The 24,080-nt window shown below is 52.5% G+C and carries 23 protein-coding genes; 8 read left to right on the top strand and 15 right to left on the bottom strand.

All coding sequences use genetic code 11. From position 1 onward, the window contains the following. Positions 1 to 23 precede the first annotated feature (23 nt). The 3 genes from AC534G_RS07310 to AC534G_RS07300 all read right to left on the bottom strand — a co-directional run bounded on the left by AC534G_RS07310 (position 24) and on the right by AC534G_RS07300 (position 3,279). Positions 24 to 1,280: a nucleoside permease gene (locus tag AC534G_RS07310; RefSeq protein ID WP_496594526.1), complete on the bottom strand. Its 1,257-nt coding sequence runs from the start codon at positions 1,278 to 1,280 to the stop codon at positions 24 to 26. Between the two features lie 57 nt (positions 1,281 to 1,337). Then, on the bottom strand, positions 1,338 to 2,171 hold the full coding sequence (xapA, locus tag AC534G_RS07305) for a xanthosine phosphorylase (RefSeq protein WP_038642464.1): 834 nt from the start codon (positions 2,169 to 2,171) through the stop codon (positions 1,338 to 1,340). A gap of 181 nt (positions 2,172 to 2,352) precedes the next feature. After that, on the bottom strand, positions 2,353 to 3,279 hold the full coding sequence (locus AC534G_RS07300; protein ID WP_069324504.1) for a LysR family transcriptional regulator: 927 nt from the start codon (positions 3,277 to 3,279) through the stop codon (positions 2,353 to 2,355). An 89-nt stretch (positions 3,280 to 3,368) separates the two neighbouring features. Here AC534G_RS07300 and AC534G_RS07295 point away from each other — a divergent pair, with 89 nt between their 5' ends. Further along, a complete protein-coding gene (locus tag AC534G_RS07295) occupies positions 3,369 to 4,367 on the top strand; it encodes a bile acid:sodium symporter family protein (protein ID WP_110497246.1) in 999 nt (332 codons plus the stop codon). On the opposite strand, the gene AC534G_RS07290 is transcribed toward AC534G_RS07295, so the two are convergent. From AC534G_RS07290 to zipA, 3 genes are all read right to left on the bottom strand, one after another. Then, the gene (locus AC534G_RS07290; RefSeq protein ID WP_032944144.1) at positions 4,364 to 4,582 is read right to left on the bottom strand and encodes a DUF3820 family protein; all 219 of its coding nucleotides are present in this window, start codon (positions 4,580 to 4,582) and stop codon (positions 4,364 to 4,366) included. The two genes, AC534G_RS07295 and AC534G_RS07290, sit on opposite strands and share 4 nt — an antisense overlap. A 1-nt stretch (position 4,583) precedes the next feature. Then, complete coding sequence (gene ligA, locus AC534G_RS07285; protein ID WP_110497244.1) at positions 4,584 to 6,599, bottom strand: NAD-dependent DNA ligase LigA; 2,016 nt, start codon at positions 6,597 to 6,599, stop codon at positions 4,584 to 4,586. A 71-nt stretch (positions 6,600 to 6,670) separates the two neighbouring features. Further along, on the bottom strand, positions 6,671 to 7,603 hold the full coding sequence (zipA, locus tag AC534G_RS07280; protein ID WP_496594525.1) for a cell division protein ZipA: 933 nt from the start codon (positions 7,601 to 7,603) through the stop codon (positions 6,671 to 6,673). A gap of 230 nt (positions 7,604 to 7,833) precedes the next feature. On the opposite strand from zipA, the gene cysZ reads away from it, so the two are divergent. The 5 genes from cysZ (at position 7,834) to crr (ending at position 12,694) form a co-directional block, all read left to right on the top strand. Next, on the top strand, positions 7,834 to 8,595 hold the full coding sequence (cysZ, locus tag AC534G_RS07275; RefSeq protein ID WP_069324501.1) for a sulfate transporter CysZ: 762 nt from the start codon (positions 7,834 to 7,836) through the stop codon (positions 8,593 to 8,595). 163 nt (positions 8,596 to 8,758) lie between these two features. Continuing rightward, positions 8,759 to 9,730 carry a cysteine synthase A gene (cysK, locus tag AC534G_RS07270; RefSeq protein ID WP_038642476.1) on the top strand — a complete coding sequence of 324 codons (972 nt, stop codon included), beginning with the start codon at positions 8,759 to 8,761 and terminating at the stop codon, positions 9,728 to 9,730. Between the two features lie 383 nt (positions 9,731 to 10,113). Then, positions 10,114 to 10,371 carry a phosphocarrier protein Hpr gene (ptsH, locus tag AC534G_RS07265; protein ID WP_002913505.1) on the top strand — a complete coding sequence of 86 codons (258 nt, stop codon included), beginning with the start codon at positions 10,114 to 10,116 and terminating at the stop codon, positions 10,369 to 10,371. 45 nt (positions 10,372 to 10,416) lie between these two features. After that, positions 10,417 to 12,144: a phosphoenolpyruvate-protein phosphotransferase PtsI gene (gene ptsI, locus AC534G_RS07260; protein ID WP_003038080.1), complete on the top strand. Its 1,728-nt coding sequence runs from the start codon at positions 10,417 to 10,419 to the stop codon at positions 12,142 to 12,144. Between the two features lie 40 nt (positions 12,145 to 12,184). Beyond that, on the top strand, positions 12,185 to 12,694 hold the full coding sequence (crr, locus tag AC534G_RS07255) for a PTS glucose transporter subunit IIA (protein WP_000522253.1): 510 nt from the start codon (positions 12,185 to 12,187) through the stop codon (positions 12,692 to 12,694). Between the two features lie 62 nt (positions 12,695 to 12,756). On the opposite strand, the gene AC534G_RS07250 is transcribed toward crr, so the two are convergent. Both AC534G_RS07250 and pdxK read right to left on the bottom strand, forming a co-directional pair. Beyond that, positions 12,757 to 12,996 carry a hypothetical protein gene (locus tag AC534G_RS07250; protein ID WP_038642483.1) on the bottom strand — a complete coding sequence of 80 codons (240 nt, stop codon included), beginning with the start codon at positions 12,994 to 12,996 and terminating at the stop codon, positions 12,757 to 12,759. Next, entirely contained in the window at positions 12,993 to 13,859 is an 867-nt protein-coding gene (gene pdxK / locus AC534G_RS07245; protein ID WP_110497240.1) for a pyridoxine/pyridoxal/pyridoxamine kinase, read from the bottom strand. Before pdxK ends, AC534G_RS07250 begins: the two co-directional genes overlap by 4 nt. Positions 13,860 to 13,941: 82 nt before the next feature. Between pdxK and ptsJ the strand changes: the two genes are divergently transcribed. Both ptsJ and AC534G_RS07235 read left to right on the top strand, forming a co-directional pair. Next, complete coding sequence (ptsJ, locus tag AC534G_RS07240; protein WP_110497238.1) at positions 13,942 to 15,234, top strand: MocR-like B6 salvage transcription factor PtsJ; 1,293 nt, start codon at positions 13,942 to 13,944, stop codon at positions 15,232 to 15,234. Between the two features lie 13 nt (positions 15,235 to 15,247). Continuing rightward, the gene (locus tag AC534G_RS07235; protein ID WP_110497236.1) at positions 15,248 to 15,964 is read left to right on the top strand and encodes a type 1 glutamine amidotransferase; all 717 of its coding nucleotides are present in this window, start codon (positions 15,248 to 15,250) and stop codon (positions 15,962 to 15,964) included. Positions 15,965 to 16,045: 81 nt separating this feature from the next. On the opposite strand, the gene cysM is transcribed toward AC534G_RS07235, so the two are convergent. The 7 genes from cysM to AC534G_RS07200 all read right to left on the bottom strand — a co-directional run bounded on the left by cysM (position 16,046) and on the right by AC534G_RS07200 (position 24,057). Then, the gene (gene cysM, locus AC534G_RS07230) at positions 16,046 to 16,957 is read right to left on the bottom strand and encodes a cysteine synthase CysM (RefSeq protein WP_069324496.1); all 912 of its coding nucleotides are present in this window, start codon (positions 16,955 to 16,957) and stop codon (positions 16,046 to 16,048) included. Between the two features lie 67 nt (positions 16,958 to 17,024). Further along, entirely contained in the window at positions 17,025 to 18,122 is a 1,098-nt protein-coding gene (cysA, locus tag AC534G_RS07225) for a sulfate/thiosulfate ABC transporter ATP-binding protein CysA (RefSeq protein WP_085049690.1), read from the bottom strand. Continuing rightward, positions 18,112 to 18,987, bottom strand: coding sequence for a sulfate/thiosulfate ABC transporter permease CysW (cysW, locus tag AC534G_RS07220; protein WP_069324494.1), 876 nt, complete (start codon positions 18,985 to 18,987; stop codon positions 18,112 to 18,114). The genes cysA and cysW overlap by 11 nt, the downstream gene beginning before the upstream one ends. Then, on the bottom strand, positions 18,987 to 19,820 hold the full coding sequence (gene cysT, locus AC534G_RS07215) for a sulfate/thiosulfate ABC transporter permease CysT (RefSeq protein WP_038642497.1): 834 nt from the start codon (positions 19,818 to 19,820) through the stop codon (positions 18,987 to 18,989). The genes cysW and cysT overlap by 1 nt, the downstream gene beginning before the upstream one ends. Further along, complete coding sequence (locus AC534G_RS07210) at positions 19,821 to 20,837, bottom strand: sulfate ABC transporter substrate-binding protein (protein ID WP_069324493.1); 1,017 nt, start codon at positions 20,835 to 20,837, stop codon at positions 19,821 to 19,823. 157 nt (positions 20,838 to 20,994) lie between these two features. Beyond that, entirely contained in the window at positions 20,995 to 21,786 is a 792-nt protein-coding gene (ucpA, locus tag AC534G_RS07205; RefSeq protein ID WP_038642502.1) for an SDR family oxidoreductase UcpA, read from the bottom strand. Between the two features lie 117 nt (positions 21,787 to 21,903). Next, complete coding sequence (locus tag AC534G_RS07200) at positions 21,904 to 24,057, bottom strand: peptidase domain-containing ABC transporter (RefSeq protein ID WP_069324492.1); 2,154 nt, start codon at positions 24,055 to 24,057, stop codon at positions 21,904 to 21,906. Positions 24,058 to 24,080 lie beyond the last annotated feature (23 nt).

Here is a 24,080-nt window from a genome sequence, read left to right as displayed (position 1 = left end):
ACAGCGGGTAGCAGGCCCCGCCGTTAATGTGCCAGTGATTTCTGCACCCGTCGTTCAGGGTCATGTTTATATTTGAAGAACAACGCAAAGATAACCGCAAGCGCTAACGCATACGCGGCAAAGACTAACCAGATAGTCTGCCAGTCCTTAACGCCATCGACAGAGAAGTAATCTACCGCCATCCCGCTGAGGATTGAGCCAACCCAAGCGCCCACGCCATTGACCATCGTCATAAACAGCCCCTGCGCACTGGCGCGAATGTTAGAACTCACTTCCTGCTCTACAAACACCGATCCTGAAATATTGAAGAAATCAAACGCGCAACCATAGACAATCATCGACATCAGCAGCATCACAAAGCCGACCGGGGACGGATCGCCAAAGGCAAAAAAACCAAAGCGCAGCGTCCACGCCAGCATGCTCATCAGCATTACCGTTTTAATACCAAAGCGTTTGAGGAAGAACGGGATAGTCAGGATAAAGCCCACTTCCGCCATCTGTGAAATTGAAAACAAGATAGAGGGATACTTCACCACAAAACTGTCGGCAAACTCAGGATTACGGGCAAAATCATGCAGGAACGGATTGCCAAAGACATTAGTAATTTGCAGTACCGCCCCCAACATCATCGCAAACAAAAAGAAGATTGCCATACGTGGATTTTTAAACAAGACAAAAGCATCCAGCCCAAGCTTGCTGGCAAGCGTTGTGTTCGCTTTCTTCTCGGCAACCGGAATTTTCGGCAACGTCAGCGCATACAGAGCCAGCAGCAACGATGCGCCAGAAGCGATATACAGTTGCGCACTGCTCAGTTCCAGTCCCATCAGACTCACCGTCCACATGGCCACGATAAAGCCGATAGTGCCAAACACGCGAATGGGTGGAAAAGCGGTGACCGGGTCCTGACCCGATTGCGCCAGACACGAGTAGGAAACACTGTTCGATAACGCAATCGTCGGCATATATGCCATCGCGTTAACCAACATCACCCAGAACATGGTCTGCGGATCGGTAACGGTAGTGGCATATAGCAACACACCCGCGCAGACAAGATGGCAAAGCATGTAGGCGCGTTCGGCGCGTAGCCATTTATCGGCAATGATCCCCATTATGCCCGGCATGATAATCGCTGCCAGCCCTTTCGAACTGTAGACCATACCCACATTCGCGCCGGTAAAATCCAGGGTATTAATCATGTAAGAACCCAGGGTAACCAGCCAGCTCCCCCAGATGAAATATTGCAAAAACGACATGAGCTTTAAGCGAGATGCGATACCCATTTTTCCGTTCCTTGCCAAAAAAGTAAGACCCCGCAAGCGGGGTCAATTTTTAATTATTCAGGCCAGTTTGCGCAAAAAGCCGCAGATCAGATTGATAAAGTTCTGCCGGGAGAGTTCCGCTGCCGCCAGCGTCTGCGCGTGAGATAATTTCACATCGCCCAAACCTTCCGCCAGGTTAGTGATAGCTGCGACCGCAACCACTTTCAGACCGCAATGGCGGGCAGAGATAACTTCAGGCACCACCGACATCCCCACGACATCGCCACCAATGATTTGCATCATGCGAATTTCTGCCGCGGTTTCAAAGTTTGGTCCCGGATAAGAGACAAATACGCCTTCGCTCAGCGGGAAACCTTCTTCTGCGGCAACGGTTTGCAGGATTGCACGATAGTCAGCATCATAGGCATTCGCCAGCGAAAAGAATCGCTCGCCAAAACGCTCATCGTTAAGTCCCACCATCGGTGTACCTGGCATCGTATTGATGTGATCGCTAAGCGCAACCAGACTACCCGGCCCAACTTCAGGGCGGAGGGAGCCTGCGGCGTTGGTACAAAATAACAGTTCACAGCCCAGCAGCTTCAGTGTGCGAATGGCATCGGTCATCACCGTCATACCGCGCCCTTCATAGAAATGTCCACGCCCTTTCATACAGGCCACCGGAATACCTGCCAGATTTCCCAACACCAGTTCACCAGCATGACCGTGAACGGTGCTCACCGGGAACCCGGGAAGTTTCTCGTAAGAAATGGCCACCGCATCCTCAATTTGATCCGCCAACGCGCCCAGGCCTGAGCCAAGAATAAAAGCGACGCGTGGAGTGAAATCCGGCTTATAGCCACGAATAATATCGGCGCTGTACCAGGGATTTTGCGAGAAAAGAGAGTGGCTCATGAGATATCCTTAATACTGAGTAATCGAAAATAACGTCGCGTACCACACTGTTATAGCGGGACTACGCAATCGATTACCAATACCGTTTATCCCGACAAGCGATAGTAAATCGGTATCGATGAGGTACGCTAAACTGGTTTGAATTCACATTATTTTTCTGCCAGAAATGGCATGGGGCGGTTTATATCTTATACAGCGGATCGCTTGCGCGACCAGCAGTTAACTCACTGGCCTGCATGCGCACCACGTCCCACAACGCCTGAGCCGCGGTAGATAAAGAACGGTTTTTACGTCGCGCCAGCATCAATTGTCGTTCAACCACCGGCGTCAGACGCTTAACCTGTAAATGGCTACCCTGCGGTAAGGGGAGCGCCAGCGCGGGCAGTACGCTGATACCAATGCCCGCCTCTACCATCGGAAACAACGTGGCCGGGTGACCAATCTCCTGAACAATATTGGCATCAATCGAAAAGTGGGCCAGCGCCGCATCGATCAGCGGTCGACTGCCGGAAGCGTAATCCTGTAGCACCAGACGCTCATGATAGAGATCCTGCCAGTTGACCCATTCCCGCTGGGCTAACGGATGATCCTGCCGACACAACAACAGAAAAGGTTCGGACAGTACGGCTTCACACTGCAGATCGGTCACAGCACCAGGATCAATCACAATGCCAAAATCGACTTCTCCCTGGCGAATGCTTTCCAGCACCCACTGCTGTGGCCTGTCATGCAGCACAAAATCGATCGCAGGATAAAGCTGATTACTCTGGGCAATACACTGTGGAATCAGGTGTGCGGAGATCGTCTGGCTGGCGGCAACGCGCACCGTTCCGGTTAACTGCGTCCCCACCTGGCCTGCTTCACGCAGGGTGCTGTGCAGTTCATCCAGAATACGCTCCAGTCGCGCCGCCAACTGATGCCCGGCTTCTGTCAGTACCACTTCTCGTGTTGTTCTATCTAATAACCGGACGCCCGTCTGCCCTTCCAGCTCTTTAACGCTATGGCTGACCGCCGACTGGCTTAAGCCAATGATATCCCCTGCCCGGCTAAAACTTTTAGCCTGAGCGACGGTAACAAAGATACGGAGCTGACGCAGAGAGTAATTCATCTATTCGATTCATATATGGATGCAATAAATCAATTTTATTTCTCAAACGGAAAAACGCAAAATGTTCCTACCGAATTTCAGGAGCTTTTATGAAACTATTTCGTATTCTTGATCCGTTCACGATAACGCTAATTACCGTCGTTTTACTGGCTTCCTTTTTCCCGGCCGAGGGCGGTTTTGTCCCTTTTTTTGAAGGCTTAACCACCGCCGCCATTGCCCTGCTGTTTTTTATGCACGGGGCAAAGCTGTCGCGTGAGGCCATTATTGCCGGCGGTAGCCATTGGTGTTTGCATCTGTGGGTCATGTGCAGCACTTTCGTCGTCTTCCCGGTATTGGGTGTTCTGTTCGCATGGTGGGCACCGGTTAATGTTGACCCGATGCTGTATACCGGTTTCCTGTATCTGTGTATTTTGCCGGCCACGGTGCAGTCGGCCATCGCCTTTACATCGCTGGCGGGAGGTAACGTCGCCGCCGCCGTGTGCTCCGCTTCGGCCTCCAGCCTGCTGGGTATTTTCCTTTCACCGCTGCTGGTAGGCCTGGTGATGAATATGCACGGCGCGGAAGGCAGCCTGGAGCAGGTGGGGAAAATTATGCTGCAACTGCTGCTGCCATTCGTGTTGGGACATCTTTCACGTCCATGGATTGGTAACTGGGTATCACGACATAAAAAGTGGATCGCCAAAACGGACCAATCCTCCATTTTACTGGTGGTGTACTCTGCCTTTAGCGAAGCCGTGGTTAACGGGATCTGGCACAAAGTGGGAATCGGCTCACTGCTGTTTATCTGCGTGGTCAGCATCGTTCTGCTGGCCATTGTGATTGGCATAAACGTCTTTGTTGCCCGGAAATGCGGCTTCAATAAAGCCGATGAAATCACCATTGTCTTCTGCGGTTCGAAAAAGAGCCTGGCGAATGGGATCCCAATGGCAAATATTCTGTTTCCGACTTCGGTGATTGGCATGATGGTGCTGCCTTTGATGATCTTCCATCAAATTCAGCTGATGGTCTGCGCCGTGCTGGCCCGTCGCTACAAGCAACAGACGGACGCATTGCAGGCGCAACAGAAAAGCCGCGCCGCAAAGGCTTAAAGCGGGCGTTTCAGGGGCTGCACCAGTTGCGTCAGCCCCTCAGTTTTAATCAGCAGCGTGATTTGCATCAGCTCGCCAAGTTTACCCGCCGGGAATTCATCCTTACGGGCAAACCACAGCAGATACTCTTCCGGGACATCAATCAGCCGACGCCCCTTATATTTACCGAAGGGCATCACGGTGTTGGCGATTTCAACCAGCTGCTCTTTTTCCATCTCAGGCACCCAGTAAGCGGATCATTTCAGCTTCATCAATCACGGTAATACCCAGTTCCTGCGCTTTTGCCAGTTTCGAACCCGCCGCTTCGCCGGCAATCACCAGATCGGTTTTCTTCGACACGCTACCGGCCACTTTTGCGCCCAGTTCGGTTAATCGTGCTTTGGCGTCATCACGCGACATTAGGCTCAGGCTTCCGGTCAGCACCACCGTTTTGCCAGCAAACGGGCTGTCGATTTCCTCAGCGTTGATAACCATCGGCGCGGGCCAGCGAATGCCCTGCGCCAGCAACTGGCCTATCACCTCGCGGTTGCTCTCTTCGGCAAAGAAATTAAACACGTGCGTCGCCACCACAATGCCAACATCCGGCACTTTTTGCAGCTCTTCAACAGAGGCCGCTTCCAGCGCATCCAGAGTGCCGAAATACGCCGCCAGACCTGCGGCAGTGGCCTCGCCGACTTCACGAATGCCCAGCGCGTAGAGGAAACGGGCAAACGTCGTTTCTTTCGCTTTTTCCAGCGCATTCACCACGTTTTGCGCCGACTTTGGCCCCATTCGATCGAGTCCGGTGAGCTTGCCTGCCGTCAGGGTGAAGAGATCTGCTGGCGTATGGACATACTCTTTCTCCACCAGTTGATCGATAATTTTGTCGCCCATACCGGCAACATCGAGCGCGCGGCGGGAAACAAAGTGTTTCAACGATTCCTTACGCTGGGCGCCGCAAATCAGGCCGCCGGTACAGCGAGCGACCGCTTCGCCTTCCACACGTTCAACATCAGACCCACACACCGGACAGTGCTGTGGAAACACGATTTCACGCGTCTCTTCCGGACGCTCGGAAAGCACCACGTTGACCACCTGCGGGATTACATCGCCCGCCCGGCGAATAACGACTTTATCGCCAATACGCAACCCCAGACGATCGATTTCATCGGCATTATGCAGAGTGGCGTTACTGACCAGAACCCCGGCAACCTGAACCGGTTCAAGGCGAGCAACGGGCGTAATCGCCCCGGTACGTCCGACCTGAAACTCAACATCGCGAACAAAGGTCATCTGCTCCTGCGCCGGAAACTTAAAGGCCACCGCCCAGCGCGGCGCGCGAGCGACAAAGCCCAGTTGCTCCTGCAACGCCATAGAGTTGACTTTAATCACCACGCCGTCGATATCGAAGCCCAACGTCGGTCGGTCTTCTTCAACCTTATGATAGTAAGCGAGTACTTCCTCCGGCGAGTCACACAGCGCTACCCTGTCGCTTACCGGCAGTCCCCACTCTTTAAATTGCAGCAAACGGCCGAGGTGAGTATCAGGCAGCGCGCCGCCTTCCAGCACACCAACGCCATAGCAGAAGAAAGTAAGCGGTCGCTTCGCCGTGATACGGGGATCAAGCTGGCGTAATGACCCGGCGGCGGCGTTGCGCGGATTAGCAAATACTTTATTGCCGGTGCGGCGGGCTTCTTCATTAATTTTTTCAAATCCGGCCTGTGGCAGGAACACTTCCCCGCGCACTTCCAGACGCGTGGGAATATTATCGCCATGCAGTTTTAACGGGATCGCGCGGATAGTGCGCACGTTAGAGGTAATATCCTCCCCCGTGGTGCCATCACCGCGCGTTGCGGCGCTGACCAGCACGCCGTTTTCATACAGGATACTGACCGCCAGGCCGTCCAGTTTCAGTTCACAGCACCAGGTCAGCTTATCGGTGCTCTTCAGTCGGTCCTGCACGCGCTTGTTGAAGGCGAGAAAACTCTCCTCATCAAACACGTTATCCAGCGATAGCATCGGCACTTCATGGCGAATCTGGCTGAACGCCGACAACGGCGCGGCGCCAACGCGTTGGGTTGGCGAGTCGGGGGTAACAAGGTCCGGATGCTGCGCTTCCAGCTCGCGCAGTTCTCGCATCAGGCGATCATATTCCGCATCGGGAATTTCCGGCGCGTCCATCACATGGTAGAGATACTCATGATGGCGAAGCGTGGTTCGCAGTTCTGTCAGTTGTTGTTCGATTGATTCCATATCGCACCATCAATGATAAAAAACCCCCGACAGGCGGGGGTTTAGCAAGGAAATGTCACGCCAGAAGAAAATCAGGCGTGAGATTCTTTAACTTCGCGGATGCGGTCCTGATATTCGCGCAGTTTCTGCGGCGTCATCATACGACGTTGATCGTCGAGCACCACACCGCCAACTTCATCAGCAATGTGCTGCGCGGACTGCAGCATCAGCTTAAAGTTTTGCAGCTCGTCCCCATAGGACGGAACCTGCATAAAAATAGTCACGCCAGGCGTACTGAAGTCGCCCGTCATCTCCGGGTCAAAGGTACCAGGATTAACCATGTTGGCAAGACTGAACAGCGACGGACCGCTGCCATCCGGGCTCAGATGACGATGGAAAATATTCATATCGCCAAATTTAAAACCGGCTTGCTGAATGCTGTTGAGCAGCACATCACCGTTGAGCTCGCTGCCATGGTGAGCCGCGACGTTCATAATAATGACCGCTTCTTTACGCTGCGGTTTTTCGGCAACAGGCGCTTCTTCAACGACCGGCTCAGGCTGCGGTTGGTGTTCAACGACAGGCTCTGCTGGCTGGAAGGTCTGCGGCGCAGGCTGCGGTGCCTGCTGCACGGGCTGCTGAACCTGCGGAGCAACGGGCTGATGCTGTACCGGCTGTTGCACCGGTTGCGGCTGAACAGGCTGATGTTGCACAGGCGGCTGCGGTTGAACAGGCTGAGGCGGCTGGTACTGGTGTTGCGGCGACTGAGGAGGAACACCATGTTCCTGCGCGTTACCGGGAGCATGATTCACACGATGAACGCGAACTTCGCCCACGCCTTCGTCTTCCTCGACGTTGTCGTCGAACGAATCCTCGTCTTCACGTTTAGACTTCATGCGTTTCAGTGGGCGATCGCGGAATATAGAAGACCGCTCTTTACGGCTAGTCCAAAAACCATGTACCAGTAAAGCGATTATGGCGATCGCGCCAACAATGATTAATATCAGACGCAAATCCTGCATCATTATATTCTCTGTTGTTCTAACACCTTGCCACCACGGCAAACATTTACTCACTAAGAGTATTTGTCGATTACGCCAAGTGCAAGTGCACTCTTGGCTTTCACGGCATAAAGATGAACAAAATTGTGCTTTTTGCTGTTTTTTCGAACATTTCCGAACAGCTTAACGCTCAACAACCCGGTAAGATACGCCAGGTTTACCAGAGCTTATATAACAAGGAGTATGTCCTGACCATGGTTTCATCATCTGCAGTTGTACCTCGCAGCGGCCTTTATTACTTTTCTCAGGGATGGAAGCTCATCTCCCAACCGGGCATTCGTCGTTTTGTTATTCTGCCTTTACTGGTGAATATCCTGTTGATGGGCGGCGCATTCTGGTGGTTATTTAGCCAACTCGATAGCTGGATCCCTGCGCTGATGAGCCACGTACCTGACTGGCTTCAATGGCTCAGCTATTTGCTGTGGCCGATCGTTACCATTTCCGTACTGTTAGTGTTCGGCTACCTGTTCTCCACCGTCGCCAACTGGATTGCTGCACCGTTTAACGGTTTGTTGGCGGAGCAACTTGAAGCGCGCTTAACGGGCGCAACGCCACCCGACACTGGCGTTCTCGGCATCATGAAAGACGTTCCTCGCATTATGAAACGTGAATGGCAAAAGCTGGCGTGGTATCTCCCGCGCGCCTTCGTGTTGCTGATCCTCTATTTTATTCCGGGCATTGGACAGACCGTGGCCCCGGTGCTGTGGTTCCTGTTCAGCGCGTGGATGTTGGCCATTCAGTACTGTGATTATCCGTTTGATAACCACAAGGTGCCTTTTAAGGAGATGCGCGTCGCGCTGCGCACGCGTAAGGTGACCAATATGCAGTTTGGCGCGTTGACCAGTCTGTTCACCATGATCCCGGTACTCAATCTGTTCATTATGCCGGTTGCGGTTTGTGGCGCCACGGCGATGTGGGTAGACTGCTATCGTGCTAAGCATGCGTTATGGAAGTAATGCAAAAATGTGTAAAAGCGGGCTGGCTTATGTCCGCTCTTATTCCATACTGCAAGGCATTATTTCCCATCAGCATATAGATATGCGATTTCCTTACTTCCCCATACTTTCTCAACAGGTATGCTGAAGCGGTATCCCAATTTCATACAGTTAAGGACAGGCCATGAGTAAGATTTTTGAAGACAACTCGCTGACTATCGGTCATACGCCGCTGGTTCGACTGAACCGTATCGGTAACGGACGCATTCTGGCGAAGGTGGAATCACGTAACCCGAGCTTTAGCGTCAAATGCCGTATCGGTGCCAATATGATTTGGGATGCCGAAAAACGTGGGGTACTGAAACCGGGCGTTGAGCTGGTAGAACCGACCAGTGGCAATACCGGCATCGCGCTGGCCTACGTTGCCGCCGCTCGTGGTTACAAACTGACGTTAACCATGCCGGAAACCATGAGCATTGAGCGCCGCAAGCTGTTAAAAGCGCTGGGCGCGAATCTGGTGCTGACCGAAGGCGCAAAAGGGATGAAAGGCGCGATCCAAAAAGCGGAAGAAATTGTGGCCAGCGATCCGGAAAAATTCCTGCTGCTGCAGCAGTTCAGCAACCCGGCCAACCCGGAAATCCACGAAAAAACCACCGGGCCGGAAATCTGGGAAGATACCGATGGCCAGGTTGATGTCTTTATTTCCGGCGTCGGCACCGGCGGTACGCTGACTGGCGTGACCCGTTACATTAAAGGCACCAAAGGTAAAACGGACCTGATCACCGTCGCGGTAGAACCGACCGACTCCCCTGTCATCACCCAAGCCCTGGCGGGTGAAGAACTCAAACCGGGTCCGCATAAAATTCAGGGTATCGGGGCAGGCTTCATTCCAGGTAACCTTGATCTGAAGCTTATCGATAAAGTCGTTACCATCACCAATGATGAAGCTATCTCTACCGCACGTCGCCTGATGGAAGAAGAAGGTATTCTGGCGGGTATCTCTTCCGGTGCTGCGGTTGCTGCCGCGCTCAAGCTCCAGGAAGATGAAACCTTTACCAATAAGAATATAGTGGTTATTCTACCGTCATCGGGTGAGCGTTATCTGAGCACTGCACTGTTTGCCGATCTCTTCACTGAGAAAGAACTGCAACAGTAATGCCAGCATGTTAAAAACGCGTAAAAAAGCACCCTTTTGGGTGCTTTTTTGTGGCCTGCTTCAAAGTTTCAACTCTCCTGGCATTGATTCAACCCGCCGGAACTGGTATTTAACCAAGCTAATTATTTTGATGCGCGAAATTAATCGTTACAGGAAAAGCGCTAGCTGAATCGATTTTATGATTTGGTTCAACTCTTCCTTTCGCTGCATAATGTTTAATGACGAACGAAACGTCAGCGGCAAGAAGTTGCCAACAACGGATTGTACCGAACTCCTTTTGTGTCGCGTCCAGTTTACGCCGATGCTAACAATACAGGCTAAAGTTGAACCGCCAGGCTAGACTTTAGTTCCACAACACTAAACCTATAAGTTGGGGAAATATAATGTTCCAGCAAGAAGTTACCATTACCGCTCCGAACGGTCTGCATACTCGCCCTGCTGCTCAGTTTGTTAAAGAAGCAAAAGGTTTTACTTCTGAAATTACTGTGACTTCCAACGGCAAAAGCGCTAGCGCCAAAAGCCTGTTTAAACTGCAGACTCTGGGCCTGACTCAGGGTACCGTTGTCACCCTGTCCGCAGAAGGTGAAGACGAGCAGAAAGCAGTTGAGCATCTGGTAAAACTGATGGCTGAACTCGAGTAAGTTCAACGAGTTCTTTTAAATATCAGTCACAAGTAAGGTAGGGTTATGATTTCAGGCATTTTAGCATCCCCGGGTATCGCTTTCGGCAAAGCATTGCTGCTGAAAGAAGACGAAATCGTCATTGACCGGAAAAAAATTTCTGCCGACAAGGTTGATCAGGAAGTTGAACGTTTTCTGAGCGGTCGTGCCAAGGCATCTGCGCAACTGGAAGCGATCAAAACCAAAGCTGGTGAAACGTTCGGTGAAGAAAAAGAAGCCATCTTTGAAGGGCATATCATGCTGCTCGAAGATGAGGAGCTGGAGCAGGAAATCATAGCCCTGATTAAAGATAAGCACATGACGGCTGATGCAGCTGCGCATGAAGTTATCGAAGGTCAGGCCACAGCCCTGGAAGAGCTGGATGATGAATACCTGAAAGAACGTGCGGCTGACGTACGTGACATCGGTAAACGCCTGCTGCGTAACATTCTGGGTCTGGCGATCATCGACCTGAGCGCGATTCAGGAAGAAGTTATCCTGGTTGCCGCAGACCTGACCCCGTCAGAAACCGCACAGCTGAACCTGAACAAGGTGCTGGGTTTCATCACTGACGCGGGGGGACGTACTTCCCACACCTCCATCATGGCGCGTTCTCTGGAACTGCCTGCCATCGTCGGTACGGGTAGCGTCACCTCTCAGGTGAAAAACGACGATTATCTGATTCTGGATGCCGTAAACAACCAGGTTTACGTCAATCCGACCAACGACGTTATCGAGCAACTGCGTGCCGTTCAGGAGCAGGTAGCGACCGAGAAAGCGGAACTCGCAAAACTGAAAGATCTGCCGGCGATCACGCTGGACGGACATCAGGTTGAAGTTTGCGCCAACATCGGTACCGTGCGTGACGTTGAAGGCGCTGAGCGTAACGGCGCTGAAGGTGTTGGTCTGTACCGCACCGAATTCCTGTTCATGGACCGTGAATCGCTGCCGACTGAAGAAGAACAGTTCGCTGCGTATAAAGCCGTGGCTGAAGCCTGTGGCTCTCAGGCGGTCATCGTCCGTACCATGGACATCGGCGGCGATAAAGAGCTGCCGTACATGAACTTCCCGAAAGAAGAGAACCCGTTCCTGGGCTGGCGCGCCGTACGTATCGCCATGGATCGTAAAGAGATCCTGCGTGACCAGGTTCGCGCTATCCTGCGTGCCTCTGCTTTCGGCAAACTGCGCATCATGTTCCCGATGATCATCTCTGTTGAAGAAGTGCGTGCGCTGCGCAAAGAGATTGAAATCTACAAACAGGAACTGCGCGACGAAGGTAAAGCTTTTGACGAAAGCATTGAGATTGGCGTGATGGTGGAAACACCGGCTGCGGCAACGATTGCGCGTCATTTAGCCAAAGAAGTTGATTTCTTTAGTATCGGCACCAATGATTTAACGCAGTACACCCTGGCAGTTGACCGTGGTAATGATATGATTTCACACCTTTACCAACCGATGTCGCCATCTGTGCTGACGCTGATCAAGCAAGTTATTGATGCTTCTCATGCTGAAGGCAAATGGACTGGCATGTGTGGTGAGCTTGCAGGCGACGAACGTGCTACACTTCTGTTGCTGGGGATGGGTCTGGACGAATTCTCTATGAGCGCCATTTCTATCCCGCGCATTAAGAAGATTATCCGTAACACGAACTTCGAAGATGCGAAGGTGTTAGCAGAGCAGGCTCTTGCTCAACCGACAACGGACGAGTTAATGACGCTGGTTAACAAGTTCATTGAAGAAAAAACAATCTGCTAATCCACGAGATGCGGCCCAATTTACTGCTTAGGAGAAGATCATGGGTTTGTTCGATAAACTGAAATCTCTGGTTTCTGATGATAAGAAAGACACCGGAACTATTGAGATTGTTGCTCCGCTCTCTGGCGAGATCGTCAACATCGAAGACGTGCCGGATGTAGTTTTTGCTGAAAAAATCGTTGGTGATGGCATCGCTATCAAACCAACCGGTAATAAAATGGTCGCCCCTGTTGATGGCACCATCGGCAAAATCTTTGAAACCAACCACGCTTTCTCTATCGAATCCGACAGCGGCATTGAGCTGTTTGTTCACTTCGGTATTGATACCGTTGAACTGAAAGGCGAAGGCTTCAAGCGTATCGCTGAAGAAGGTCAGCGCGTTAAAGTGGGCGACCCGGTTATTGAATTCGATCTGCCGCTGCTGGAAGAAAAAGCCAAGTCGACCCTGACTCCGGTTGTTATCTCCAACATGGACGAAATCAAAGAGCTGATCAAACTGTCCGGTAGCGTGACCGTGGGTGAAACTCCGGTTATCCGCATCAAGAAGTAATTCTTGCCGCAGAGAAGAATGGCGCCAGATGGCGCCATTTTTTTATCTCACGGATGGCGGCGTTAAATTTGTGAGGTCATCGGCCGGTAACACGCCTCGCGCATCAGGATTTTCATCCCTTCCGGTCCGCTTTCCAGCATCCGCCTTTCGGAATCAGACACCAGCAGTTCACAATCATACCCACCCGCAATACCAAACATCGCCCGCGCTACACAAATGTCTTCCAGCGCCTCTGTGCCGCTGGTATCAAAATGCCCGACTAAACGTCCATGCTGACGAACCACCAGCCGATAACTTTTCATCGCGCCTCCCCTGCCGGTGGCAGAATTAATTCATCACAACCGCACTGATGCGTCCAGCTCATGACGTCCAGCACGCGCTGCGCGGCATCGTATGCTGCCGTAGTCAGCGCTTTCCCCAGCACAATGCCGCTCACCAGTTCAGCACAGAACAGATCGCCGGTGCCTTTTAAATCCGTCTTCACCCGCGGGTGAGCGAACACCTCAACCGTTTCAGCCGTCACTACCGCCACATTAATATTCTCTTCGCTATCGCCCGGCGCGCTGGTGATCACCACCCATTTCAGCGTGTCGCTAAGCAGAGATTTAGCCGCTGCGATTGCTTCATCAAGCGTACGACACGGCTTTCCGCTCAGCATTTGCAGCTCGAATACGTTCGGCGTCAGCCCCTGCGCCAGCGGCAGCAGGTGCTGACGATAAGCCTCCGGGATTTCGGCTTTAACATACATACCGCTATCCGTATCGCCAATCACGGGGTCAACCAAAATGCACAGGTCCGGATGCGAGGCCAGAACGGTTTCCAGCCATTGTGCCAGCAAGGCGATTTGCTCCGCGCTGCCCATGTACCCTGTCGTCACCGCCTTTAGCTCGCGTAAGGCATCACGTTCGCTTAAGGCGCGCAGATAGCCGCTAAACCAGTCGGGCGGAATAACGCCGCCGTAAAAAGTTTCATAATGCGGGGTGTTACTGAACAGTACCGTGGGTACTGCCGTCACGCGTAATCCCTGCGCTTTAATGGCCGGCACAGCGATACTGTTGCCTACGCTGCCATATACCACCTGTGACTGGACGGCGACGATATCGGTCTGTAATGCCCGATGTTTGTCGTCGAAGAGCACTGACTGAATATCACTCTCCTGCTCCATAAATTTCTCCTCTCGCTGGACAGCGCGCTTACGCCTCATTATTATCGTCATATGCTAAAATTCATTTTGTCATAGGTCAATAATGATCGACGGAAAAACCGCTAACGAAATTTTTGACAGTATCCGTCAACATGTCGCTACAGGCACGCTGGTAGCGGGAGAAACGTTGCCGCCAGTGCGGGAACTGGCAACGGAATTAAACGTGAACCGCAATACTGTCGCGGCGGCTTACAAACGTCTTGTCACCTCCGGGTTGGCACAGAGTCTGGGACGCAACGGCACGGTGATTAAGGGGATTACTGCCCCCGTTGCGCTGGAAGGTGGGAACCCTGATACCCCACTAATCGATCTTTCCGGCGGTAACCCAGCCCCCTCACGACTTCCTGACCTGAGTAGTTATTTCGCGAAGATAAATAAGAATCCACGCTTGTACGGCGATGCCGCTGTATCACCTGGACTTAAGGTATGGGCATCACAATGGATGCAAAATGCCATGCCCGGCGAAGGTGAAATTGATATCACCAGCGGCGCCATTGACGCTATCGAGCGGCTGCTGTGCGCCCATTTGCTGCCCGGCGATAGCGTGGTTGTAGAAGACCCGTGCTTTTTAAGCAGCATCAACATGCTGCGTTATGCCGGATTCTCTGCCAGTCCAGCCAACGTTGATCGCGAAGGCATGCTGCCGGACCAACTGGAACTCGCACTACAGAAAGGCGCGCGGGCGGTGATTCTGACGCCGCGCGCGCATAACCCCACAGGATGCAGTCTGAGCGCATCCCGCGCGGCGCAATTGCAGGAAATCCTGGCCCGCTATCCGCAGACGCTGGTGATTGTCGACGACCACTTTGCGCTGCTGTCCGCTTGCCGCTGGTATCCGGTGATTGCGCAGGAAACCACGCACTGGGCCATAGTCCGTTCGATGTCGAAAACTTTAGGCCCGGATTTACGCCTGGCTATCGTCGCCAGCGATCCCGTCACTTCCGGGAAACTGCGTTTACGGCTCAACTCCGGCAGTCAGTGGGTCAGCCATCTGCTGCAGGATTTAGCCTGCGCCTGCCTGAGTGACGAGACATATCAACACACGCTGGCGCAAACGCAGCAGTTTTACGCCATCCAGCAGCAAAAGCTGAATTCCGCTCTGCGCCAATATGGTATTGAACTGCCCGTCGGGGATGGTCTGAATCTGTGGTTACCGCTGGCAGATCACAGTCAGGCTATCGCATTTGCGCTGGCAAAGTCCGGCTGGCTGGTACGCGAAGGCGAAGTGTTCGGCGTCAATACGCCTGCACATGGTTTACGCATTACGCTGTCAACATTAGAAGACAGCGACATTGATAAGCTGGCGGCTGATATTCATCAGGCGCTCAAGCGCTAACAGGAGAGAAAAAGTGCGAGTTCATTTTGTTATTCATGAGTCTTTTGAATCTGCTGGCGCGTACCTGCCATGGGCCGAATCGCGCGGCTATACCATCACCTGGTCACGCGTATACGCTGGAGAAGCGGTTCCCGCCAATGCCGATGGTTTCGATATGCTCGTCGTCTTTGGCGGCCCGCAGTCGCCCCGCACCACGCAGGCAGAGTGCCCATACTTTGACGCTCAGGCCGAGCAGCATCTGATCAACCAGGCGATTACGGCACGAAAAATCGTGGTGGGGATCTGTTTGGGCTCGCAGTTAATTGGCGAAGCGCTGGGCGCGAAGGTGTGTCAAAGCCCGGAAAAAGAGATTGGCCACTATCCAATCACCCTTACCGAATCAGGCCAACAGCACCCGTTATTCAGCCATTTCGGCTCACCGCTTATCGTCGGTCACTGGCACAACGACATGCCAGGGTTAACCGACCAGGCGATAATTCTGGCCGCAAGCGAGGGCTGCCCGCGACAAATCGTGCAATACGGTAATTTCGTCTATGGTTTCCAGTGCCATATGGAGTTCACAGATGATGCGATTGAAGGATTAATTCAGCACTCAGAGCAAGAGCTGGCCGAAGCTGAAGGGAAACGCTTCATCCGCCCGGTTGAAGAGATGCGCGCCTGGGACTACCAGCAAATGAATGAGAAGCTGTGGCAATTCCTGGATAAGCTGGTGCAAAAACGTAACGATTAATCATCCCTGGCCGGATAAAACATTATCCGGCCATCGTGCCAGGCAGTTACCTGATGGCGCTGCGCTTATCAGGCCAACAAGTTAAATTCCCAGCCCCTGATTAAAGTGCTCTTCACCAAAGACGCCGGTCGAAAGGTAGCGATCGCCGCGATCGCAGATGATCGCCACAACTACCGCGCCGGGCGAGGCACGTGCGACGCGTAACGCGCCCGCGACCGCGCCGCCAGAGCTGACACCGCAGAAAATTCCTTCACGCACGGCCAGTTCACGCATGGTGTTTTCGGCATCATTCTGATGAATATCCAGCACCTCATCCACCAGCGAGGCGTTAAAAATGCCCGGCATATATTCCGCAGGCCAGCGGCGAATTCCCGGAATACTGCTGCCCTCTTCCGGCTGCAGGCCAACGATAGTGACCGCTTTTTCCTGCTCACGCAGAAAACGCGACACGCCGGTAATGGTACCGGTCGTCCCCATACTGGAGACAAAATGCGTGATGCGACCTGACGTCTGCTGCCAGATTTCGGGTCCGGTGGTGGTGTAGTGCGCATACGGGTTATCGGGATTATTAAACTGATCGAGCAGTTTACCTTCTCCGCGCTCAGACATAGCGAGGGCTAAATCGCGCGCTCCCTCCATCCCCTGCTCTTTAGTGACCAGAATCAGCTCCGCGCCATAGGCACGCATTGCCGCCCGGCGTTCCTGGCTCATGTTGTCCGGCATCAGCAGCTTCATGCGGTAGCCCTTCAGCGCGGCGATCATCGCCAGCGCGATGCCAGTATTGCCGCTGGTGGCCTCAATCAATACGTCACCCGGCTTAATTTCCCCACGCTTTTCCGCTTCAACAATCATCGACAGCGCCGCCCGGTCTTTCACCGAACCCGCAGGATTATTCCCTTCCAGCTTGACCCAAATTTCGCTGCCGTTATCCGGCGCCAGGCGTTGTAATTTCACCAGAGGCGTATTGCCAATTGTTTGTTCTAATGTGTTCACGTTTTCAGCTCGTAAAAAAGCCCGGTAAGCGTAGCGCCACCGGGCGATAACTATGCAAATTAACCTATCAGGCTGATTGCGCCAGGGCAAGTTCCTCTTCACGCGTTTCAATACGCTGGTCGCCGTTATACAAACGTGCATTTTGCAGTCCAACAAACAGCCGTTCACCGCGGTTCGGGGAATCATCGCCCTGCATGATGACCGTCAGCGGTTCGTTGTACCACCCGAGGGGTTGTACAACTAATTGGGTGTAGTGCCCTTTCGGACTGGCTTCCAGCACCTGAACCGGCAGCGGCGAATCCAGGCTGGTACGGCGGCTCACATCCACTTCCCATGGACGCAGGAACAGATCGACCGGTCCCTGATAGCCAGGCGTATAGCCCAACGGCCAACGGTGTGCGCCCACGTGGAATTGCCCACCGCGAATCGTCCCCTGCAGGCGGTTAACCTCGCCCATAAACTCCAACACAAAACGGGTAGCCGGTTCACGCCAGACCTGATCCGGCGCGTCGGCCTGTTCGATATGACCCTGGCTCATCACCACCACCCGGTCTGCAACTTCCGTCGCTTCTTCCTGATCGTGGGTAACAAACACGCTGGTAAACTTCAGCTCCTCATGCAGTTGACGCAGCCAACGGCGCAGTTCTTTACGCACCTGAGCATCGAGCGCGCCAAACGGCTCGTCGAGTAGCAGGATCTGCGGCTCTACCGCCAGGGCACGCGCTAACGCCACACGCTGCTTTTGTCCACCGGAAAGCTGCGCCGGGAAACGATCCGCCAGATGCGCCAATTGCACCATCTCCAGCAGTTTGGTCACTTTGGCTTTGATCGCCGCCGCGTTCGGACGCTCACGCCGTGGCAGAACTGTCAGACCAAAGGCGATATTGTCGAATACCGTCATATGACGAAATAGCGCATAGTGCTGGAACACAAACCCCACTTTGCGATCGCGCGCATGCAGACGGCTGACGTCGGTGCCGTGAAAACGAATATGCCCGCTGGACTGATGCTCCAGCCCGGCAATGATACGCAGCAGCGTAGTTTTGCCCGAACCGGATGGCCCCAGCAGAGCCACCATTTGACCTGAAGGAATATCCAGCGAGATATCGTTCAGCACCTGGGTGCGACCAAAAGACTTCTTAATATTGGCAATCTCAATGCTCATGATTTTCCTCCTGCTGCACGCGTTTCTCCTGATTCTCCAGACGCCATTGCAACATGCTCTTCAAAAACAGGGTAATAATCGCCATCAGCGTCAACAGCGCTGCGGCGGTAAAGGAGCCAACGGCGTTATAGTCCTGCTCCAGTAATTCAATCTGTAGTGGTAAAGATAAGGTTTCGCCGCGAATCGAGCCGGAAACCACCGACACCGCGCCGAATTCGCCTATCGCACGGGCATTAGTCAGCACCACGCCATACAGCAACGCCCAACGGATATTCGGCAGCGTGACGCGGCGGAACATCTGCCAGCCGGAGGCACCAAGCAAAATCGCCGCTTCGTCTTCATTGCTGCCCTGACTTAGCATCACCGGCACCAGTTCGCGCACCACAAACGGACAGGTCACGAACACCGTCACCAGTACCATTCCCGGCCAGGAGAACATAATTTGCAGGTTGTGCTCATCCAGCCAACCACCCAGCGGGCCGTTAGAACCGTAAAACAACAGATAGATCAGACCAGCGACCACTGGCGAGACGGCAAAGGGAATATCCAACAGCGTCAGCAACAGCTGGCGTCCAGGGAAGTTGAAGCGAGTCACCAGCCAGGCCAGCAATACGCCGAACACCAGATTCACCGGCACCGCAATCAGCGCAATTAGCACCGTCAGCCAAATGGCATGCAGCATATCCGGGTCAGCCAGGTTCTGTAGCACCGGCATTAATCCCTTGCTGAACGCCTGCACGAAGATATAAATCATCGGCACCAGCAAAATAAAGGCCGATACCAACATGCCCGTGCCGATCAGAAACCATTTACCCCAGTTAATGCGGGGTGCGTCATAGCGTTTCAATTGGGTAATGTCTGCCATTAGTGACCTACCACGCGTCGACCAAAGCGACTTTGCAGGGTGTTAATTGAAAACAGTAGCAGCAACGACGCCCCGAGGATCACAGAAGCAATCGCGCTGGCAGCCGGGTAGTCAAACTCCTGCAAGCGAACAAAAATCATCAGCGAGGTCACTTCTGTTTTCCATGCGATGTTCCCGGCGATAAAAATAACCGCGCCAAACTCACCGAGGCTTCGGGTAAACGAGAGCGCTACGCCCGCCACCAGCGCAGGAGACAGCTCTGGCAACACCACTTTACGAAAACTCTGCCAGCGCGTGGCGCCAAGCGTTTCCGCCGCTTCTTCATACTCCGGGCCTAACTCTTCCAGCACCGGCTGTACGGTGCGCACGACAAACGGAATGCTGGTAAAGGCCATCGCCACCGCGATGCCCAGCCAGGTGTAGGTCACCTTAATATCCAGCTTCGCCAGCCATTCGCCGTAGAAGCCATTGACTGAAAACAGCGACGCCAGCGTCAGGCCAGCTACCGCCGTAGGCAGCGCAAATGGCAGATCCATCAGCGCATCCAACAGCGTACGGCCCGGAAAGCGATAGCGGGTTAAGATCCACGCCATCAGCAGACCGAACACACCGTTAAAAATCGATGCCACAAACGCCGACAGCAGCGTCACTTTATAAGCCGCTACCACCTGCGGATTGGTAATCACTTCCCAATACTGCGCCCAGCTCATTTGCGCCAGTTGCATGACCAGCGCGCTAAGCGGCAGCAGCAATATCAGGCAAACGAACAATAAGCTGGTGCCCAGGCTTAAGGTAAAGCCGGGCAGCACGCGTCGGGAGGAAACAGCAAACATTTACTTACGCCCCGCCGCCAACAGTTTGTCCAGCTCGCCGCCGCTGACAAAGTGCGTTTTCATCACCTCAGGCCACGTGCCAAATTTGTCTTCCACGCGGAACAGTTCGGTTTGCGGGAATTTATCTTTCAGTTTGTCCATCACCTGCGGGTTGTTCACGCGGTAGTAGAAATCGGTAATGATGGTTTGCGCCTGTGGACTGTACAGCCAGTTCAGGTACGCTTTCGCCGCTTTTTCAGTACCGTTGGCCTGCACATTTTTATCGACCCAGGCTACCGGGAATTCCGCCAGAATGTTGACCTTCGGCACCACCACTTCGAAGCCCTGATCTTCATACTGTTTACGGATGTTGTTCACTTCCGATTCAAATGTGATTAGCACATCACCCAGACCGCGTTCAACAAAGGTGGTCGTTGCACCGCGACCGCCGGTATCAAACACTTCGACATTTTTCAGGAATTGGGTCATAAATTGTTCGGTTTTGGCTTTATCGCCGCCGTCAGCTTTGTCCGCCGCGCCCCATGCCGCTAAATAGGTGTAACGCGCATTTCCGGAGGTTTTCGGGTTCGGGAAAATCAGCTTCACGTCCGGGCGAACCAGATCGTTCCATTCGTGGATATTCTTCGGGTTACCCTTACGCACTAAAAACGCCATGGTGGAATAGAATGGCGAGCTGTTATTCGGCAGGCGGCTTTGCCAATCGGCGGAGATCAGTTTGCCTTTATCGTGCAGGATCTGCACATCGGTGACCTGGTTATAGGTCACAACGTCAGCTTTCAGTCCCTGCAAAATCGCCAGCGCCTGTTTTGATGACCCGGCATGAGATTGTTTAATCGTCAGTTTATCGCCACCGTTATCTTTCGCCCATTGCTGTTCAAACGACGGGTTAAGGGCGGCAAACAGCTCGCGGGAGACATCGTATGAACTGTTCAGCAGTTCCGTTGCCTGCGCCTGCCCCACCAGCAACAGCATTGCTGCCAGCGTCAAGGTTCTTTTTTTCAGTAAGTTAACGGCCATTGCGCACCCTTATAAATTTAATGACTTTCTTATGGTCATCATATTTATAACCAGTGCTAAAGGAGTAACGGTTTTATATACCGTTTGATGATTTGAAAGTTGAAAAGAGAATAAGGGGTACCTCCTCCCCATCGCGCGGGGAGGAGACCGGCATCAATCAGACGCCAACGCTTACGCTTTCAGGCAAAGTGCTGCCGCCATCAATGACGTTTTGCGTGCCAGTTAAATAACTGGACTCATCCGAGGCGAGAAACGCGGCCAGTTCGCCGACTTCAAGCGGGCAGGCCAGACGACGCATTGGAATCGCTTTCGCCATTTCAGTTAATACAGATTCCGGATCGTCCGGATTGGACTGACGCGCAATATTTTCCGCCATCGGCGTACGAACATAGCCAGGGCAAATGGCGTTCACGCGAATGCCGGACTGCGCATATTCCACCGCCAGCGATTTGGTTAAGCCGATAATCGCCGCTTTTGACATTGCATAGGCCGTTTCGCCCGGATCGGCCACCATATCGCCAGTGACTGAGGACATCATCACGATGCGCCCGTCTTTGCGATCAATCATCTCCGGCAGTACGGCTTTCGTTACGTTCCAGACGCCTTTGATATTGATATCAATATGGAAGTCGCGATCGTCATCGCTCATCTCAAGGAAGTTACCGAGGCGACATACGCCGGCGTTGTTAACCAGAATATCGATTTTGCCTTCAACCTTCTTCGCGCGTTTCACCGCTTCCGTGACTGAAGCAAAATCTCTGACATCCGCGTGAACCGCCGTGCAGCGGTGACCGCGTCCAGCCAGCTCATCCGCCAGTTTTTCAATCTCATCGGAGATATCCAGCAGGATTAAGTTCGCGCCATGGCGGGCAAACGTTCTGGCGATCCCTTCGCCAATACCCTGAGATGCGCCCGTAATCAATGCTGTTTTGCCCGTGAGTTTTCCCATTTCAATATTCTCCTTTTGAATATGAAGCCTTCGCTTCATTCACGCAGAAGATACAGCAATAACAAATTGGTGCTGCGAAACGGCTCACTAATCAGTCCGGTCAATGAAAAAATATCGTCAACGCGCTTGTTTTTCGTTCGCTGACGCAACCGTTATGCGAACAGGCTGCTTTGTCTGATCAACTTTTGCTGGCCCTAATAGTTTATCCGGCGTGCAGTCACGAATGATTTTGCCCCCTTTCATGACCAGCACACGATCGAAATACTTCAGCAAATAACGACGGTGCGTCACCATGATCAGTGTCTTACCGCTGATAAAGTGATCGAGATGATCGAAGATTCGCTGTTCGGTCATTTCATCCATATTCGAGGTTGGCTCATCCCATAAGTAAATCTGAGCATCGCTACTCAAACTACGCGCTAATAACAGCTGCTGGTTTTGCCCTGAGGATAAGTTACGCGCCATAAACATCACCGGGTAACGCAGCCCCATGGGATGCTGGAGCACAAAGGTACAGTTCGCCAGATTAAGCGCCTCGATCACCTTCTTGCGGTTGTCGCAATCTTTAAGGGCAAAGTTACTTTCAATGCTGCCGGTAAACAACGTGTCATTATTGGTCACCATACTGATAAAGCGGCTGAAAAAGTTCTGCGCCAGATGTCGGGTATTGTAGCCATCGTACATAATACTGCCCTCAGTAGGTGGACAGTAGCCAGAGAGCAGGGAAACCAGCGAGCTTTTCCCGGAACCACATTCGCCAATAATTGCCACCCGCTGCCCATGAGGAATATCCAGCGTCAGCGTATCCAGCGCTTTTGGTAATTGCGGATCGTACTGATAGCTCAGGGCGCGTAGAGAGATATCACCGCGCACGTTAACAATCGATTGCAGCAATTTTTGCTCATGTTCCTGCCCTGCCGGCATAAACATTTTCATTAAATCCGTAATGGTTTTATTGGTCGTAAAAATAGTAGAGAGCGTTGATGATAACCCCGAGATGATCCCCGACATCCGCCCGGAGACAATAACGGAAGAGACAATCGCCCCCGTGGTGATTTCACCTTTGATGACCAGGAAAAAAGCGAAAACCATCAGCAGGATCTGGTTCAGGTTCGACATCGCGCTAAGCGCAGACTGATAATAGACCCCAGCCTTACGCAACTTTAAGCTAAGCCATGACTGATTGTTACTGCTATTAACCCAATCAAGCATCAGGTTTTTGTTGTTTAAGGTATGGATGGTACGTAAGGAATAGAGTAATTCAGTAATGAAAACGTTACGGTTTGACTGGCTCTCCTTCATTTTATCCATCAGCACTTCCGTATACTTGAAGTATCCCCAGGCCAACAGTAGCGACACCACCATCATCATCACGGGCACTAACACCAGGGCGCCGAGATTAATGTAAATAATTACACAAAAAATAATAAATACAGGAATATCCGACACGCGCTGGAAAACGGAATTTAACAGCACGGGCTTTATTTTTTGAAATTCTGTCCACAGAACAAACACGGAGGACATAGAGCTGCTTTTGGTGGTGTTGTAGATCAATGCCTCCACAAAAGAGACATCAATATTGACATCCTCCTGGCGCGAGACAATCGACTGATAGATATCTTTCGAGGAGCGCAGTAAAAATTCAAAGACGATAAATACCAGTACAATACCCACCACCCCAAACAGAGAGGCGGTCGATGACCCCGGTACAAGCTTATCGTAGTAAATGTTACTGAAAACCGGGATAGTCAGGGCAAACAAGGCCATAAACAGCGAGGTAAAAAAATACTTACTGTAAAAAACTTTATTATTTTGCAGTCCGGATTTTAATATCGAGCTGATTTTTATCGATTCAGTCATCCCGCTTAAAGGCTGGATCAAAAAAGCCGAAATCGTCTGGATATTTTCTCTGGCGCACGCAACGACACCCAACTCGTTGTTACGCTTGACAAGCTGTAGCCCCCCTTCCTGGCACCCGACACACACCATCCATTGCATGTCGGAGGTTAATATAATCAGCGGCATATTTTCATTCAGCAGATCGTCGGGCCGTGAGAATTTCACCTCGTGGATCATCAGACCTAATGATAGAAAATAGTTTTTAATCTGCGCTTCATGGTTCGGATCGTTTTTATCATATTGCGACAGCGTGACCGGTATTTTTGCTTCATCTATTTCGATACGTGAGTCGTGGTTTTTGGCGATGTATTGCATAACGCCAGCCAGGCCTAAATCATATAGCGTAAAATCATTCATAGAATTTGCACTCATTCCCCCGCACGTCCTGTACGGGG

Source organism: Citrobacter sp. CRE-46, from assembly GCF_059615875.1.
Note: the sequence above shows the minus strand (reverse complement) of the source record. Positions and strands in the feature narration are given on the sequence as shown.

What these genes read in the sequence shown, in the direction of transcription:
- AC534G_RS07310 (WP_496594526.1), bottom strand. Translation starts at nt 1,280, where the DNA reads ATGGGTATCGCATCTCGCTTAAAGCTCATGTCGTTTTTGCAATATTTC.
- xapA (WP_038642464.1), bottom strand. Translation starts at nt 2,171, where the DNA reads ATGAGCCACTCTCTTTTCTCGCAAAATCCCTGGTACAGCGCCGATATT.
- AC534G_RS07300 (WP_069324504.1), bottom strand. Translation starts at nt 3,279, where the DNA reads ATGAATTACTCTCTGCGTCAGCTCCGTATCTTTGTTACCGTCGCTCAG.
- AC534G_RS07295 (WP_110497246.1), top strand. Translation starts at nt 3,369, where the DNA reads ATGAAACTATTTCGTATTCTTGATCCGTTCACGATAACGCTAATTACC.
- AC534G_RS07290 (WP_032944144.1), bottom strand. Translation starts at nt 4,582, where the DNA reads ATGGAAAAAGAGCAGCTGGTTGAAATCGCCAACACCGTGATGCCCTTC.
- ligA (WP_110497244.1), bottom strand. Translation starts at nt 6,599, where the DNA reads ATGGAATCAATCGAACAACAACTGACAGAACTGCGAACCACGCTTCGC.
- zipA (WP_496594525.1), bottom strand. Translation starts at nt 7,603, where the DNA reads ATGATGCAGGATTTGCGTCTGATATTAATCATTGTTGGCGCGATCGCC.
- cysZ (WP_069324501.1), top strand. Translation starts at nt 7,834, where the DNA reads ATGGTTTCATCATCTGCAGTTGTACCTCGCAGCGGCCTTTATTACTTT.
- cysK (WP_038642476.1), top strand. Translation starts at nt 8,759, where the DNA reads ATGAGTAAGATTTTTGAAGACAACTCGCTGACTATCGGTCATACGCCG.
- ptsH (WP_002913505.1), top strand. Translation starts at nt 10,114, where the DNA reads ATGTTCCAGCAAGAAGTTACCATTACCGCTCCGAACGGTCTGCATACT.
- ptsI (WP_003038080.1), top strand. Translation starts at nt 10,417, where the DNA reads ATGATTTCAGGCATTTTAGCATCCCCGGGTATCGCTTTCGGCAAAGCA.
- crr (WP_000522253.1), top strand. Translation starts at nt 12,185, where the DNA reads ATGGGTTTGTTCGATAAACTGAAATCTCTGGTTTCTGATGATAAGAAA.
- AC534G_RS07250 (WP_038642483.1), bottom strand. Translation starts at nt 12,996, where the DNA reads ATGAAAAGTTATCGGCTGGTGGTTCGTCAGCATGGACGTTTAGTCGGG.
- pdxK (WP_110497240.1), bottom strand. Translation starts at nt 13,859, where the DNA reads ATGGAGCAGGAGAGTGATATTCAGTCAGTGCTCTTCGACGACAAACAT.
- ptsJ (WP_110497238.1), top strand. Translation starts at nt 13,942, where the DNA reads ATGATCGACGGAAAAACCGCTAACGAAATTTTTGACAGTATCCGTCAA.
- cysA (WP_085049690.1), bottom strand. Translation starts at nt 18,122, where the DNA reads ATGAGCATTGAGATTGCCAATATTAAGAAGTCTTTTGGTCGCACCCAG.
- cysW (WP_069324494.1), bottom strand. Translation starts at nt 18,987, where the DNA reads ATGGCAGACATTACCCAATTGAAACGCTATGACGCACCCCGCATTAAC.
- cysT (WP_038642497.1), bottom strand. Translation starts at nt 19,820, where the DNA reads ATGTTTGCTGTTTCCTCCCGACGCGTGCTGCCCGGCTTTACCTTAAGC.
- AC534G_RS07210 (WP_069324493.1), bottom strand. Translation starts at nt 20,837, where the DNA reads ATGGCCGTTAACTTACTGAAAAAAAGAACCTTGACGCTGGCAGCAATG.
- ucpA (WP_038642502.1), bottom strand. Translation starts at nt 21,786, where the DNA reads ATGGGAAAACTCACGGGCAAAACAGCATTGATTACGGGCGCATCTCAG.
- AC534G_RS07200 (WP_069324492.1), bottom strand. Translation starts at nt 24,057, where the DNA reads ATGAGTGCAAATTCTATGAATGATTTTACGCTATATGATTTAGGCCTG.